General features: G+C 69.8%; 15 protein-coding genes. 10 read left to right on the top strand and 5 right to left on the bottom strand.

Going from position 1 to position 14,847, the window contains the following annotated elements:
- Nucleotides 1-25: 25 nt before the first annotated feature.
- Nucleotides 26-400, bottom strand: a complete 375-nt coding sequence (locus tag BLV94_RS13460) for a cupredoxin domain-containing protein (RefSeq protein WP_072945752.1) — start codon at nt 398-400, stop codon at nt 26-28.
- 81 nt (nt 401-481) lie between these two features.
- Here BLV94_RS13460 and BLV94_RS13455 point away from each other — a divergent pair, with 81 nt between their 5' ends.
- Genes BLV94_RS13455 through tsaD form a run of 7 tightly spaced genes read left to right on the top strand, consistent with a single transcriptional unit; the run spans nt 482 to nt 6,950 of the window.
- Entirely contained in the window at nt 482-1,963 is a 1,482-nt protein-coding gene (locus tag BLV94_RS13455) for an NAD(P)H-hydrate dehydratase (protein WP_072945754.1), read from the top strand.
- Nucleotides 1,964-1,980: 17 nt separating this feature from the next.
- Nucleotides 1,981-3,186 carry an alanine racemase gene (gene alr, locus BLV94_RS13450; RefSeq protein WP_072945756.1) on the top strand — a complete coding sequence of 402 codons (1,206 nt, stop codon included), beginning with the start codon at nt 1,981-1,983 and terminating at the stop codon, nt 3,184-3,186.
- 2 nt (nt 3,187-3,188) lie between these two features.
- Nucleotides 3,189-4,253 carry an alpha/beta fold hydrolase gene (locus tag BLV94_RS13445; RefSeq protein WP_072945758.1) on the top strand — a complete coding sequence of 355 codons (1,065 nt, stop codon included), beginning with the start codon at nt 3,189-3,191 and terminating at the stop codon, nt 4,251-4,253.
- Entirely contained in the window at nt 4,243-4,731 is a 489-nt protein-coding gene (gene tsaE / locus BLV94_RS13440) for a tRNA (adenosine(37)-N6)-threonylcarbamoyltransferase complex ATPase subunit type 1 TsaE (RefSeq protein ID WP_072945759.1), read from the top strand. The genes BLV94_RS13445 and tsaE overlap by 11 nt, the downstream gene beginning before the upstream one ends.
- A 49-nt stretch (nt 4,732-4,780) precedes the next feature.
- On the top strand, nt 4,781-5,440 hold the full coding sequence (gene tsaB / locus BLV94_RS13435) for a tRNA (adenosine(37)-N6)-threonylcarbamoyltransferase complex dimerization subunit type 1 TsaB (protein ID WP_072945761.1): 660 nt from the start codon (nt 4,781-4,783) through the stop codon (nt 5,438-5,440).
- On the top strand, nt 5,437-5,916 hold the full coding sequence (gene rimI, locus BLV94_RS13430; protein ID WP_072945762.1) for a ribosomal protein S18-alanine N-acetyltransferase: 480 nt from the start codon (nt 5,437-5,439) through the stop codon (nt 5,914-5,916). The genes tsaB and rimI overlap by 4 nt, the downstream gene beginning before the upstream one ends.
- On the top strand, nt 5,913-6,950 hold the full coding sequence (gene tsaD, locus BLV94_RS13425) for a tRNA (adenosine(37)-N6)-threonylcarbamoyltransferase complex transferase subunit TsaD (RefSeq protein WP_072945764.1): 1,038 nt from the start codon (nt 5,913-5,915) through the stop codon (nt 6,948-6,950). The genes rimI and tsaD overlap by 4 nt, the downstream gene beginning before the upstream one ends.
- On the opposite strand, the gene BLV94_RS13420 is transcribed toward tsaD, so the two are convergent.
- Nucleotides 6,943-8,592 (bottom strand): DUF7159 family protein, encoded by a 1,650-nt coding sequence (locus tag BLV94_RS13420; protein WP_072945767.1) that lies wholly within the window; start codon nt 8,590-8,592, stop codon nt 6,943-6,945. The genes tsaD and BLV94_RS13420 overlap by 8 nt on opposite strands.
- A 205-nt stretch (nt 8,593-8,797) precedes the next feature.
- On the opposite strand from BLV94_RS13420, the gene BLV94_RS13415 reads away from it, so the two are divergent.
- Entirely contained in the window at nt 8,798-9,334 is a 537-nt protein-coding gene (locus BLV94_RS13415; protein ID WP_072945769.1) for a potassium channel family protein, read from the top strand.
- Here the strand turns inward: BLV94_RS13415 and BLV94_RS13410 are convergent.
- Entirely contained in the window at nt 9,331-11,049 is a 1,719-nt protein-coding gene (locus tag BLV94_RS13410; protein WP_072945771.1) for a TIGR03767 family metallophosphoesterase, read from the bottom strand. The two genes, BLV94_RS13415 and BLV94_RS13410, sit on opposite strands and share 4 nt — an antisense overlap.
- Before the next feature lie 230 nt (nt 11,050-11,279).
- Between BLV94_RS13410 and groES the strand changes: the two genes are divergently transcribed.
- Both groES and groL read left to right on the top strand, forming a co-directional pair.
- Complete coding sequence (gene groES, locus BLV94_RS13405; RefSeq protein WP_003940763.1) at nt 11,280-11,579, top strand: co-chaperone GroES; 300 nt, start codon at nt 11,280-11,282, stop codon at nt 11,577-11,579.
- A 92-nt stretch (nt 11,580-11,671) separates the two neighbouring features.
- Nucleotides 11,672-13,285, top strand: a complete 1,614-nt coding sequence (groL, locus tag BLV94_RS13400) for a chaperonin GroEL (RefSeq protein ID WP_072945774.1) — start codon at nt 11,672-11,674, stop codon at nt 13,283-13,285.
- Between the two features lie 98 nt (nt 13,286-13,383).
- Here the strand turns inward: groL and BLV94_RS13395 are convergent, their stop codons facing one another.
- Nucleotides 13,384-14,103 carry an anti-sigma factor gene (locus BLV94_RS13395; protein WP_072945775.1) on the bottom strand — a complete coding sequence of 240 codons (720 nt, stop codon included), beginning with the start codon at nt 14,101-14,103 and terminating at the stop codon, nt 13,384-13,386.
- Between the two features lies 1 nt (nt 14,104).
- Entirely contained in the window at nt 14,105-14,773 is a 669-nt protein-coding gene (locus tag BLV94_RS13390; protein ID WP_072945776.1) for a sigma-70 family RNA polymerase sigma factor, read from the bottom strand.
- Between the last annotated feature and the right edge of the window lie 74 nt (nt 14,774-14,847).

Raw genomic sequence — 14,847 nt, 5'->3', positions numbered from 1 at the left:
TGGGGGGCGCGGCCGGGCCGCGCCCCTACGGAGTGACGACGACGGTGCCCGTCATGTCCGGATGCAGCGAACACGTGTACTCGTAGGTGCCCGGTTCGGTGAACGTGTACGTGAACGTGCCGGTCTGCATCAGCCGGCTCCGCAGCACGCTCTTCGCGGCCCCGACACCCACCACGTCGTGGGTGACGCCCCGGTCGTCGAAATTCCAGGTGACGGTGTCTCCGGCCCGGACGGTGATCGTCGAGGGCGCATACGCCATGTTCGCGACCTGCACGACGGGTCCGGTCGTCGCCTCGGGTGCCTCCTCGGCGGGCGAACTGCACCCGGAGACGACGGCTGTCATCGAAATGCTCGCGGCGAGAGCCACTCCGGCGATCCACGACGTTCCACGTACACGCATGGCGTCGAGCGTAGTCTGACCCGGTACCGACCCTTCACTGCACAGCGGCCGGCCGTGGGGCCGGCTCGACGAGGAGTTCCCATGCGGGGCTACTACACCGCTGACGAGGTTCGAGCCGCGGAGGCGCCGTTGCTGGCGTCCCTTCCGGGCGGCGCACTGATGCGACGCGCCGCACACGGACTGGCCACGGTGGTGGCGGCGGAACTGCGGGCGCGGACCGGGGGTGTCGCCGGCCGCACGATCACGGTGCTGGTGGGGTCCGGCGACAACGGCGGGGACGCGCTGTGGGCGGGGTCGATGCTGCGCAGGCGCGGTGTCGCTACCACAGCGGTCCTGCTGAAACCGGAGAAGGCGCACGCGGCCGGGCTGGCGGCGTTCACCGCGGCCGGCGGGCGGGTGGCCGCCCCGTCCGACGACTTGGGCCTGCCCGACCTGGTGATCGACGGGATCGTCGGAATCTCCGGCCGCGGACCGCTACGACCCGATGCTGCTGCGCTGGTCGACCGGATCGAGGCGCCGATCGTGTCGGCGGACCTGCCGAGTGGGGTGGACCCGGACACTGGCGCCGTCGACGGGCCCGCCGTGCGCGCCGCGGTCACCGTGGCGTTCGGTGCCCTCAAACCGGTTCACGCGCTGGGCGCGGCGCAGTGTGGCCGAGTCGAGCTGGTCGACATCGGACTGTCGCTCGGTGATGCCGAAATCACCGCTCTGGACGCCGCCGACGTGGGCGCGGCGTGGCCGGTGCCGGGAGCGGACGACGACAAGTACTCGCAGGGTGTGGTGGGGGTCGTCGCGGGCAGCGACGGTTACCCCGGAGCCGGGGTCCTGTGCACGGGCGCGGCGGTCACGGCTACGTCGGGGCTCGTCCGCTATGCCGGGGCGTCCACGGGCGAGGTGCTCGCGCATGCGCCGGAGGTGATCGCGACCACCGATCTCGCGAAGGCCGGACGCGTCCAGTCGTGGGTGGTCGGGCCGGGCATGGGCACCGACGACGCCGCCCGCCGGACGTTGCGGACGGTGCTCGACGCGGATGTGCCCGTACTGGTCGACGCGGACGGACTGACCCTGCTCGCCGAGGACCCGGACCTGGTGCGCTCGCGGACGGCTGCGACGCTGCTGACACCGCATGCCGGGGAGTTTGCCCGGCTGACGGGAAAGGGACCGGGCCCGGACCGGGTGGCGTCGGTGCGCGCGCTCGCGGCCGACTGGAACGCGCACGTGCTGCTCAAGGGGCGGGCCACGGTGATCGCCGAGCCCGGCGGCCGGGTGTTCGTCAACGAGGCGGGCGGTTCGTGGTCCGCCACGGCGGGGGCGGGCGACGTGCTCGCCGGGATCATCGGCGCACTCATGGCCGCCGGTCTCGCCCCGGACCGGGCCGCCGCGGTGGGTGCGCGCGCTCACTCGCTGGCCGCGAACCTGGCGGCCCGAGGCGGCGGCGCCGACCTCTCCGCGGGGCGCGGAACAGCACCGATCTCCGCGGGAACGCTGCTCGCGCACCTCAGGGAGTCGATCAGAGTTCTCCGTGCGGGGGTGTCACCCGACGAAATGCCGGCCACCGCGTGAATGGCAGGATCGAACATATGACGCTTGCTGAAGCAGTACCGGCCGACGACCACGGACACAGCGAACCCGCAGCGCCCGCGCAGGCGGCGCCGGCACCGCAGGCCGAGGCAGTGGTGGATCTGGACGCGATCGCGCACAACGTCCGGATCCTGCGCGACAGCGCTCGGGGCGCGGCGATGATGGCCGTCGTGAAGGCGGACGGCTACAACCACGGCGCGGTAGCCGTGGCCCGCGCGGCGCTGGCTGCGGGAGCGTCGGAACTGGGTGTGACGACCGTGTCGGAGGCCCTGACGCTGCGTCGTGCCGGGATCGACGCACCCGTCCTCGCGTGGCTGCACACCGTCGACGCCGATTTCGCCCCCGCGATCGCGGCCGGTGTCGAACTCGGCGTCTCCTCACCCCGCCACCTCGCCTCGGTGGTAGCTGCGGCGCGGACCGTCGGCACCACGGCGATCGTCACTCTGAAGGTCGACACCGGCTTGAACCGCAACGGGGTGGCACCCGACGAACTGGAGCAGACCCTCGTCGACCTGGCCCGCGCGCAGGCCGAGGGTTCGGTGCGGCTGCGCGGCGTCTTCTCGCATCTGGCCCATGCCGACGAGCCGCACCACGCCTGGATCGATTCCCAGCGGGATCGACTGGTCGCTGCGATCGCGGATGCCAAGCGTCACGGACTGGTCCCCGAAGTGGTGCACCTGTCCAATTCCGCGGCCACCCTGACCCGCCCCGATCTGCGGTTTGACATGGTTCGCCCGGGAATCGCGATATACGGGTTGTCGCCCGTTCCCGAACTCGGTCAGTTCGGGTTGCGCCCGGCGATGACACTGCGATCGAGGGTGGCTCTGGTGAAGAAGGTGGCGGCAGGTGAAGGCGTGTCCTACGGGCACCAGTGGGTGGCCCCGAGGGACACGACAGTGGCGTTGCTGCCGTTCGGGTACGCCGACGGGCTCCCGCGTTCGCTGAGCGGCCGATTCGAGGTCCAACTGGGTGCGGAGCGACGTCCGGGGATCGGACGTGTCTGCATGGACCAGGTGGTCGTCGATCTCGGACCGGACGGCGGGGGAGTCCGGGAGGGGGACACCGCGGTGTTCTTCGGCAACGGGGACCTCGGCGAGCCGATCGCACAGGAGTGGGCCGACAAACTCGACACCATCCACTACGAGGTCGTGACGGGGGTGCGCGGACGCACGGTGCGCAGCTACGTCGGTGGGACGGGCACCTAGGCATGGGTGTGTCGAAGCGGTTGGGACTCGTCGGCGGTGTGCTCAGCGCGCTGGCGCTCGGCTCGGTGGCCGGAGTCAACGCAGTGCGCAGCGCGACCCGGCCCGGCCGCGAGATCTACGGCGACGAGGACTTCACCCTGATGACGCGGGACCGGCGCAGCGTGGTGGTCGCCGAGGACGGCGTGGCGCTCGCCGTCCGCGAGGTGGGCCCGGAGAACGCCCCGGTGACGGCGGTGTTCGTGCACGGGTACTGCCTGGACATGACGTCGTGGCACTTCCAGCGCCGTCAGCTCGCCGAGCGGTGGGGCGACGACGTGCGGATGGTGTTCTACGACCAACGCGGGCACGGCGATTCGGGTGTGCCGTCCGCGGCGAGCTGCACCATCGCTCAGCTGGGCGCCGATCTCGCGACCGTCGTCGAGGCGAAGGCCCCCACCGGACCGATTGTGCTGGTGGGGCATTCGATGGGTGGGATGACGGTGCTCGCCTTCGCCGGGCAGCGGCCCGAGCTGGTTTCGGAGCGGGTGATCGGTGCGGGCCTGGTGGCCACGGCCGCGGCCGGGCTCAGCGAGACCGGATTGACGCGGAACCTGCAGAACCCGGTCATCGACGGCTTCCGGCTCGCGGTCCGGACCTCGCCCGAACTCGTCCAGCACGCGCGCGGCGCGGCCCGCGTCCTGATCACCCCCATCCTGCGGGCGGCGTCGTACGGCACGGACGTGAGTCCGCGGCTGCACAAGTTCTCCGACTCCATGCTGGACCGGACGTCGGTGGTCACCATCGTGAACTTCCTGCGCACGCTCGAACTGCACGACGAGTCCGCGTCACTCGCGGCGCTCGGACACACCCCGTCGGTCGTGGTGTGCGGCGACAGCGACATGACCATCCCGTTCGGCAGTTCCCGGAAACTGGCGGCGGACCTACCGGAGTCCGAACTGGTGCGGGTGCGCGGCGCCGGTCACCTGGTGCAGCTCGAGTTCCCGTCCGTGGTGTCGGACGCGGTCGACCGGTTGTTGCATCGTGGCCTGGCCACATTCCAATCGGGTGAGCAGTCCGATGTCGGCTGAGGAAGGAGTACTGCCCGTGAGCGGGACCGTGGTGCTGGCGACGGCGGAAGACACGGAGGAGTTCGGGCGGAACCTTGCCCGGGGACTCGTCGCCGGTGATCTCGTGGTGCTCGACGGCCCTCTCGGTGCGGGGAAGACCGCACTGACGAAGGGAATCGGGGCCGGGCTCGGTGTGCAGGGGCGAGTGACTTCACCCACATTCGTGATCGCGCGGGAGCACCGGGCGGGCACCCGGCCGGGTGGGGGTGCGCCGGTCGGAATGGTGCACGTGGACGCGTACCGACTGGGCGGCAGCGGCCCGCACGCGCTGGACGAACTCGACGCGCTCGACCTCGACACCGACCTGGCCGCAGCCGTTGTCGTCGTCGAATGGGGCGAGGGCATCGTCGAGCAGCTGGCCGATCGTCACCTGCGGGTACGCCTGCGCCGCGAACCGGAGTCGGATGTCCGCACGGCCCACTGGGAGTGGATTTCCTGACGGGTCGGGTGTCGGGAGCGTATCTGACGTGCGAGTACCCTCAGTTACCGTGCTTGTTCTCGCCATCGACACGTCCACGCCTGCCGTGACCGCCGGAGTCGTCCGGGTTTCGGCCGGCTCCGCATCGGTAGAGGCGGTCCACACGCTCGCGGTGCGGGTGACGGTCAACCCGCGCGCGCACGCGGAAGTGCTCACCCCGCACATCCTGGAGTGCCTCGCCGAGGCGCGGCACGTCCCCGCGGACCTCGATGCGGTGGTCGTCGGGGCCGGGCCGGGTCCGTTCACGGGACTGCGCGTGGGGATGGCCACCGCCGCCGCGTTCGCCGACGCCCTCGGCATCCCGGTTCACGGGGTGTGCAGCCTCGACGCCATCGCGGCGCAGGTGGACGGTGACCGGAATCTGCTCGTCGTCACGGACGCACGCCGGCGCGAGGTGTACTGGGCACGCTATTCGGCGGGAGTTCGGGTGGAGGGTCCCGCGGTGGTGAAGCCGCGCGAGCTCGAGCCCATGCCGTCCGAGGTGGTGGCGGGATCGCCGTCACACGTCGACTTCTTCGATCTGCCGGTCGAACCGGTGGAAACCCCCTCGCCCGCAGGGCTGGTCGCGGTGGCCGCGGATGCGCTGTTCGGTAGTGCGGCCCCGGCGGCGCTCGTCCCGCTCTACCTGCGACGCCCGGACGCGGTGGAACTGGCGGACCGGAAGAAATGACTTTCCGCATCGAACCGATGGCGGTCGCCGACGCCGAACGGTGCGCGGAGCTCGAGACCCTCCTCTTCGCCGGTGACGGACCCTGGAGCGCACACGCGTTCAGGGCGGAACTCGCCGCTCCGCACGTGCACTACGCCGTGGCGCGGGACGACACCGGCCACGTCGTCGGGTACGCCGGAATCGCCCTGCTGGGCAACGGTTCGCACCCCGAATCCGAGATACACACGATCGGAACCGACCCGGCGTGCCAGCGGCGGGGGATCGGCGGGGCCCTCCTCGACGAGCTGCTGCGCGTGGCCGACACGAGGGGCGGCCCCGTGTTTCTCGAGGTGCGCACCGACAACGACGCGGCGATCGCCCTGTACCGACGTGAAGGATTCGAGATCGTGGGAACCCGTAAGAAGTACTACCAACCGAGCGGTGCGGACGCGTTCACGATGCGTCGCCCCGGAACGGGTGAGGAGCCGGTGCAATGATCGTCATGGGGATCGAAAGCTCTTGTGACGAGACCGGAGTCGGCATCGTCCGGTGGAACGGCGACGGGACCTGCGAGCTGCTCGCGGACGAGGTCGCATCCAGCGTCGACCAGCACGCACGCTACGGCGGGGTGGTGCCGGAGGTAGCGTCCCGCGCACACCTCGAGGCGATCGTGCCGACGATGCGGCGGGCCCTCTCTGCCGCCGGGATCGTCAAACCGGACGCACTCGCCGTCACCATCGGCCCCGGTCTGGCCGGAGCCCTGCTCGTCGGCGTCGCGGCCGCGAAAGCCTATGCGGCGGCGTGGGACGTCCCGTTCTACGCGGTGAACCACCTCGGCGGGCACGTGTCGGTGGACACCCTCGAGCACGGACCGATGCCGCCCTGCGTGGCGCTGCTCGTGTCCGGTGGGCACACCCACCTCCTGCACGTCGAGGACCTCGCGAAGCCCATCGTCGAACTGGGCACGACCGTGGACGACGCCGCAGGCGAAGCGTTCGACAAGGTGGCCCGCCTCCTCGGACTCGGATTCCCCGGTGGCCCCGCCCTCGACGCCGCGGCGCAGGACGGCGACCGGAACGCGATTGCCTTCCCGCGCGGCATGACCGGACCGCGGGACGCACGGCACGACTTCTCGTTCTCCGGACTGAAGACGGCCGTCGCGCGGTACGTGGAATCGAAGGAACGGGCCGACGAGTCGTACTCGGTGCCCGACATCGCCGCGAGCTTCCAGGAGGCCGTGGCCGACGTGCTGACGATGAAAGCGGTACGCGCGGCTCGTGACGCCGGCGTGGACACTCTGGTGCTCGGTGGCGGCGCGACGGCCAACTCGCGTATCCGCGCGCTCGCCGAGGAACGCTGCGCCGAAGCCGGTCTGACCCTGCGAGTCCCGAAACCTCGCCTGTGCACCGACAACGGAGTGATGATCGCCTCGCTCGGCGCGCATCTGATCGCCGGCGGCGCCGCGCCCTCCCTGCTCACCGTGGCCAGCGACCCCGGGCTGTCGGTGGCGACCAGTCAGGTGTTCAGCTGACCGGAATGGTGACGGTCTGCGTGGCCGGGGGAGTCAGCGCCTCACCGGGTTGAGAGCCGCTCGGCTGCGCCCCGGCGGGAGCGCTCGGAGCGACCGTGCCCGGCGCCGGGACCATCGGGAAGAGCCCTTCGGGTGCGGCGGGCACCGATTCCGCGGGCGCAGTCGGTGCCGCGGGCGCCGCAGGCGCGGTGGATTCGGCGGGTGCACCGGGTGCACCGGTGGGCGGAGGTGCCACTTCGGGACCACCGGGTGCGGGCGCGACGGGGCGCGGTTCGTTCGGCGTCGATTCGCCGGGAACCTGCGGCCACAGCGGCGGAATCGCGGGCCACTCGATGTGCGGCCACGAGGGCTGCGGCGGCTCCGTTCCGGGCAGCGTCGGACGCGCAGGAGTCGTGGGGGTCGGCAGGGGGGTGGTGGTGCGCGGGGGCGTCGTCTCGGTCGTCGAATCGGGCGCCTGCGCAGGAATCTGGTCGGTGCGCGGTTCGGACGTGGGCGGGGCAACCTGATTCGGGTAGTACTCCGAGGTCGGCGTCGGATCGTACGACGGAATCCGCGTGGCGGGAGGCTCGTCGGTCGTCGTGGTCGCGACCTGCTCGGTGGTCTGGAAACTGTCGGTCCCCGCAGGGGAGACGTTGGGATCGGGTGCGGGCGCGAGTTCCTTCACGCCGTAACCCAGAACGAGGCCGCCGACCACCAGCGCGCCGACGAGAGCCCCCGACACCTTCGCGGCCGAACCGGGGCGGTTCGACTCGGTGGCCGGGTAGTCGCGGATGGCCGAGGACACGGCGAGCAGCGCCGCACCCTTCGCGGTCGCCGTGTCGGGTTCGGGCACCGCGATGACCCGGGCGGTGACGGCGTCGGTGACGGCGGCGGCGATCGCGGGAATGTTCGCGCCGCCGCCGACCAAGGCCAGGGCCTCGGGCTGGCGCGGAGAGTCGGCGATCGTGGCACGGATGAACTCCACCGCGACGCGGACGGTCGGTGCGACGATCTCGTCGAACCCGGTGCGGCTGATCTCGATCGGGCGGACGCCCTGCAGATCGATGTCGACGTGCGACTTCGGCTCCGAGGACAACTGCTCCTTGGCGACGCGGCACCGCGCCGAGAGCAGATCCCGGTCCAGGTGCCGCAGGGGATGCGGAGTGGTGAGGCTGCCGACGACGTGGTGGAAGATCAGGTCGTCGATGCCGGTGCCGCTCACGTGGCTCGTGCGGTCGGCGTGCAGGACGGTGCCGTCCACCTGATCGACGACGGCGACGGACAACCCGGACTCGCCGAAGTCGACGATCGCGACGGTGGCATGCTGTGCGACCTCGCCGGTGTGCCGCAGGTAGGTGAGGGTGGCCGCGGTCTCGGGCACGAGGTGCACACGATGGCGCTGCCTGCTGACGGCGCTGCGGATCGAGTGGGCCTGCTCCTGCGTCCGGTACGCGACGGCGAACGCGTCGGGGGTGGTGGGATCGGCGGGAACCTGGGTGGTCATCAGCGAGATCGACGAGCGGACCAGATCGCCGAGGTCGGTGTGGGCCTGATCGGCGGACAGGTAACGGAACTCGACGTTCTGCGCGCCGTTGGAGGCGGTGGTGACGAGCGCGGAACTCACACCTGCCGCGCCGGTCGACATCCCCAGGGACATACCCATCACACACCCCCTCACGTTTTCGACGCGTGACCTGCTGTCTCTGCCGGAACGCCCTGTTCAGCGGGTATTCCCTGCCCGTTGAATCGGCGACTGTTATCTGAACGTTACAGAAAACAAACGGATTTCGCTCCCGACTTCCGGCCCCCGAAGACGAAGATGGCGCTCGATATCCGGTCTCACCTGCACAGTTGTCCAAAGGAATCTCATGGGACGCGCCAGCGATTTTCGCAACCTCACGAGACGCGAGCGCCGACGGCTTCTGGTGCGCGCATTCGTGCGCCCGCTGGGCACCGTCGTCCTGTGCGCGGTGGTCTACTTCGCCCTGCCATGGACCTCGATCGGGAACATGTCCGCTCTGCTCTTCCTGGCGGGGGGCCTGCTGGTCGTCGGCTCGGCGGCGGTCTGGCAGATCCGCCGGATCTTCCGGTCCGACGTGCCTGCGCTCCAGGCCATCGAGGCACTCTCCCTGATCCTGCCGCTCTACCTGCTGGGGTTCGCGACAGGATATTGCCTGATGTCCGAAAGCGATCCGCGTTTCTTCACCGAACCGCTCACTCGGATGGGTGCGCTGTACTTCTCGCTCACCGTGTTCTCCACCGTCGGGTTCGGCGACATCGCCGCGACGACCGATGCGTCGCGAGCCGTCGTGAGTGTGCAGATCATCGGAAATCTGATCCTTCTCGGCGTCGGCATCCGCGCGGTCGTCGCGGCCGTCGACTGGGCCCGCAAGCGCCGGAACTAGCGACCCGACACCAGCACCAGTTCGACGTTCCGGTCGGCCGTCCCGCCGCCCAGGTCGGGGTCGGCGTGAATGTCGTTGAACGACAACTCCCGGTACAGCGACGCCAGCCCGAGCGGTGAGAGGTCGGTGTGGTCCACGGCGTACGGGCTGTCGGCCTCGAACAGCGTGGTGAGCAGCGACACGGTTCCGTCGACGTTGTCGACCACCTCGATGATCCGCCCGTGCTGGGGGAAGTCGATGTGCGAGGCCGTGTTGATCTCCCAGAACGACTGCTCCGGAGTGGATCCGGGCCACGGGGTGATCCGGTTCTCGTGGGTGTGTCCGTTGACCCAGGCGAGGACGTTCGGGAATCGGTGCAGCAGGTACACCAGTCGCGAACCACGGATCCGGGGTTCCGCCGGGGCGGCGGGGTCGGGGACGACGTTGTCCATGCTGCCGCTGGTGTGGTGGCTGAACAGGACGAACCAGGTGTCGCTGCGTGCCTGCGACACAGGGTTGCCCGCGGTGTCGTAGTACCGGCTGCTGCCTGCCGCCAGGGTGTCCTCGATCCACCGGAACTGCGCGGCGCCGAGCGAGCCGTCGACGAACCCCGCCCGGTTGGTGGAATCCATGCTGATTCCGACGACACCGGGTGCGATCTCGAACGAGTAGTAGCCGATTCCGGTCTCGCCGGCGTCGGGTGCGAAGCCGTGACCGGCCGGTCCGGGGCCGGTGTTGGCCGGGTCCAGGTGTGCGGCGATGAACTGGCGGGGAGTGAACGGTGCCCGCGTGGGGTCGGGGGTGACGACCCGCGGGGGTGTGGTGAACGCGGACAGCGCAGCGGGAATGGCGCCGGGGTCGAACTTGGTGGCGATGTCGACGGCCTTCGCCTGCTCCGGCGACCCGGGGACCTCGAACTTCAGCGAACCGGTGTACATGGCTTCGAGCGGGGGGATGCCGCTCGGGACGGTGCCCTCCACCGAGTCGTCGTGGTTGCCGAAGACGCAGTACCAGGGGGTGTTCAGGCCGGGGCTGGTGACGGGGGCGATCGCCGCGCCGAGCAGGCCGGGGATCTCGGGGAACCCGGCCTTCTTGTACATGTCCTGGACGGAGGACTCCGGGTTCCAGTACAGGTCGGCCCCGGAGTTCTGCACGCCTTCGTAGCGGTCGGGGGCGCCCGTGTTGGGGACGATGGTGCCGCCGTTGAGCGCGGTGAGGAACCACCCGAGTTCGGCGAATTCCTTGTTGTCGGTGTTGTCGCCGGTACTTACGACCGCATCGAACGCGCGCTGGGTGTGCGGGCCGGACGCGAGGGCGTTGACGCGGGCGACCACGGCGACGAGACCCTGCGCGGTGAGCGTCTCGTGCGGGCGGAACGCGGAACCGGTGAAGGGGTGGACGTATTCGAAGCGCATCGGGGACTGGGCGTCGACCAGGTGGACGTCGGTGAGCTGGACGAGGGAGGCGAGTGCGGTGCGCCGGTCCTCGCGCCCGCTGCGGGCCTCGGCGAGTTCGGTGCGGACGATCGTCGGCCACCCCGGTCCCGCGCCGAGTCTGCGGTAGCCGGAGCTTCCGAGGGGGACGGCCACCGCTTCTAGGGTGGTGCCTGCCCCGGAGGTCGGGAGCGGGGCCGCGCCCGCGTACTGCAACCCCCACGGGCGTGCTCCGAACCCCACCGTCCCGATCGCCCCGAGCCCGGCAAACGTCAGGAATTTACGCCTATTGATGTCAGACACCAGAGGAACCTTAGGTGACGACCCCTGAGACAGGACGATATTCGGCGCGGCGCGATCTACCACCCCCTTCTCCTTGAGGGTTGGCACTCTCACGTATAGAGTGCCAAGTGGCGCCGATCGAGCTCCGGCACCCGCGACGACGGGGCTGTGTGAAGTGCCGTAAACGGAACACTCAAACAGGAGTCCGGAGAAGTCTCCGGATCCGCATACCCCAAAGTGGAGGGCTCATCGTGGCGAGCGTCAACATCAAGCCGCTCGAGGACAAGATCCTCGTCCAGGCCAACGAGGCTGAGACGACGACTGCCTCCGGCCTGGTCATTCCCGACACGGCCAAGGAGAAGCCCCAGGAGGGCACTGTCGTCGCAGTCGGCGAAGGCCGCGTCAACGAGCAGGGCAACCGCATCCCGGTCGACGTCAAGGAGGGTGACACGGTCATCTACTCCAAGTACGGCGGAACCGAGATCAAGTACGCCGGCCAGGAGTACCTGATCCTGTCGGCACGCGACGTGCTGGCTGTCGTCTCCAAGTAAGCCATACGTGATCCGCCCCGGAGTCCCCACAGGATCCCGGGGCGGAGTGCGTTCACGCGCGTAACCCTGAGATCCAGGAGAAGACAGAACACATGTCCAAGCAGATTGAGTTCAACGAGATCGCACGCCGGTCTCTCGAGCGTGGAGTCGACAAGCTTGCCGACGCGGTCAAGGTGACCTTGGGTCCGCGTGGCCGCCACGTAGTGCTGGCGAAGGCCTTCGGCGGCCCGACCGTCACCAACGACGGTGTCAGCATCGCCCGGGAAATCGAGCTCGAGGACCCGTTCGAGAACCTCGGAGCGCAGCTCGTCAAGAGCGTCGCCACCAAGACCAACGACGTCGCAGGCGACGGCACCACCACCGCGACCGTGCTGGCTCAGGCCATCGTGCGGGGCGGTCTGAAGAACATCGCCGCGGGTGCGAACCCGATGGCGCTCGGCATCGGCATCAACGCCGCGGCCGACAAGGTCGTCGAGGCACTGCTCGCCGCCGCGAAGCCGGTCGAGGGCAAGACGTCCATCGCCCAGGTCGCGACCGTGTCCTCGCGTGACGAGGAGATCGGCGAGATGGTCGGCGAGGCGCTCACCCGCGTCGGCACCGACGGCGTCGTGACGGTGGAGGAATCCTCGACCCTGGCGACCGAGCTCGTGATCACCGAGGGCGTCCAGTTCGACAAGGGCTACCTGTCGCCGTACTTCGTCACGGACCTCGACGCACAGAAGGCCGTGTACGAGGACGCACTCGTGCTGCTGTTCCGCGAGAAGATCACGTCCCTGCCCGACTTCCTGCCGCTGCTGGAGAAGGTTGCCGAGAGCGGCAAACCCCTCCTCATCATCGCGGAGGACGTCGAGGGCGAGGTTCTCTCGACGCTCGTGGTCAACTCCATCCGGAAGACCATCAAGGCCGTCGCCGTCAAGGCGCCGTTCTTCGGTGACCGCCGGAAGGCGTTCCTCGACGACCTCGCCGTCGTCACCGGCGGCACGGTCATCAACTCCGACGTCGGCCTCACGTTGAAGGACGCCGGACTGGACCTGCTCGGCAGCGCCCGCCGCGTCGTGGTCAGCAAGGACGAGACCACGATCGTCGACGGCGCCGGAACCGACGACGACATCAAGGGCCGCGTCGCGCAGCTGCGCCGCGAGATCGAGAACACCGACTCCGACTGGGATCGCGAGAAGCTCGAAGAGCGTCTGGCGAAGCTGGCCGGTGGCGTCGCCGTCATCCGGGTCGGCGCGGCCACGGAGACGGACCTCAAGGAGCGCAAGTTCCGCGTCGAGGACGCCGTCAACGCCGCGAAGGCTGCAGTCGCCGAGGGCATCGTCCCCGGTGGCGGTTCCGCCCTCGTCCAGGCGAGCACCGAGCTGGCCGACAACCTCGGTCTGACCGGGGACGAGGCCACGGGCGTCAAGGTGGTGCGCGAAGCACTGCAGGCGCCGCTGTTCTGGATCGCCAGCAATGCCGGTCTCGACGGTGCCGTCGTCACCAGCAAGGTTGCCGAGCAGCCCAAGGGCCACGGTTTCAACGCCGCGACCCTCACCTACGGCGACCTGCTCGCCGACGGTGTCGTCGACCCCGTCAAGGTCACCCGCTCCGCGGTCGTCAACGCGGCCTCGGTCGCGCGGATGATCCTCACCACGGAGAGTGCCGTGGTCGAGAAGCCCGCGGAAGCGGAAGAGCAGCAGACCGGCCACGGGCACAGCCACTAGGCTCTGCCGTCGCGGCCGATCGGGCTCCGATCGTTCGAACGAGAAACCCCCGTGCGGATCACCGCGCGGGGGTTTCTCTGTGTCCGGCGGCGGCCGGATCAGCTCAGTTGCAGCACCGCGAACGGTTCCGACGTCGGCTGGGGTGACCCTCCGGGCGGTTCGACGGTGACGGCCAGCTTCGACATCGACCCCACGTCGTCGAGGACGACCGTCGTGGTCGGCTGCATGTCGCCGGCCGACATGGTTCCGGCGGGCACCGGGTCGTCCCCGGACTCGGGCATCAACCACAGCTGATACACGGTGTCCGCGCTGGGCGGGGCGACACCGTCCATCACGAACACCACGGCGTCCTGCGACTTCGAGTAGCTGGCGGTCGCGGACCCGCCTGCCGCGATCGGACTCGTCGACGAGTGCATGTCGGCGGCGTCGAGCACCTGTTCCGAGACTGTGGGCGCCGGGCCTTCCGTGAGCTGCCGGACGATCACCGTTCCGCCGGCGAGCACCCCGACGGCCGCGGCGGCGGCGGCGGCGATCTGCCAGCGCCGCCTGCGGGAGCGACGCTCGGCGAGCGACGTCGGCGCGGGCGCGGGACGCCTGATCTCATCGAGGACCCGGATCCGCACCCGTGGCGGCGGTTCGACGGCGCCCACCGCGCTCACCACCGCGAACGCTTCGCGGATCCGCCGGACCTCGTCGGTGAACGTGGAGCGGGTGTCCCCGTCGGTGCCTGCGAGATCGGTGTCGAGTTCGCGGCGCTCGGTGTCGTCGAGTGCGTCGAGTGCATACGGGTAGGCCATGCCCACGAGTTCGTCGTTCATGTCACAGACCTCCCAGGCAGCCGCGAAGACGCGTCAATCCGTCACGGATGCGCGTCTTCACCGTCGACAGCGCGACCCCCAGCTGGGAGGCGACCTCCCGGTAGGTGCGGCCGTCGTAATACGCCATCGCAACGGACTCACGCTGCATGTCCGTGAGCGAGTCGAGGCAGACGAGCACCGATTGATGCTCGAGCCGGCGAGTCACCTCCTCGGTGACGTGGTCGAACGGCCCCGCGATGTTGGTGGTCTCGTAGAGGGATTCGCGGTCGGTGCCTGCCTGCTCCGAGCGCACGCGGTCGACGGCCCGGCGGTGCGCGAGTGTCATCAGCCACGACATGACGGAACCCTTTGCCGGGTCGAAGTTCGACGCGGTGCGCCAGGCCTGGAGGAAGACTTCCTGCGTCGTCTCCTCCGCGTACCCGGGGTCGCGCAGCACCCGCAGGACCATGCCGTGGACTCGGGCGCTCGTCCGGTCGTAGAGTTCGGCGAATGCGTCGGCGTCCCCGTTCGCCACGCGGGCCATGGTGTCGTGGAGCTCCGCGGATTCGGTGGCCCGGGCGCTGTGTGCCCCGGCCGCGTCCGCCGAGCACACGTCGTCTGCCGGGGTTTTGCCCTCGTGGTTCGTCACCAGCGCTCGTCTCGCTTCATCGAGAACCACGGTAGCGTGCATGTCCGCTCATCTCCTCCAGCCGGTAGGCATTCGGAGACCGAGTCGCCGTGGATGGGTGGCGAGGGGATCGAAGT

The organism is Rhodococcus koreensis, assembly GCF_900105905.1.
GTDB lineage: Bacteria > Actinomycetota > Actinomycetes > Mycobacteriales > Mycobacteriaceae > Rhodococcus_F > Rhodococcus_F koreensis.
Note: the sequence above shows the minus strand (reverse complement) of the source record. Positions and strands in the feature narration are given on the sequence as shown.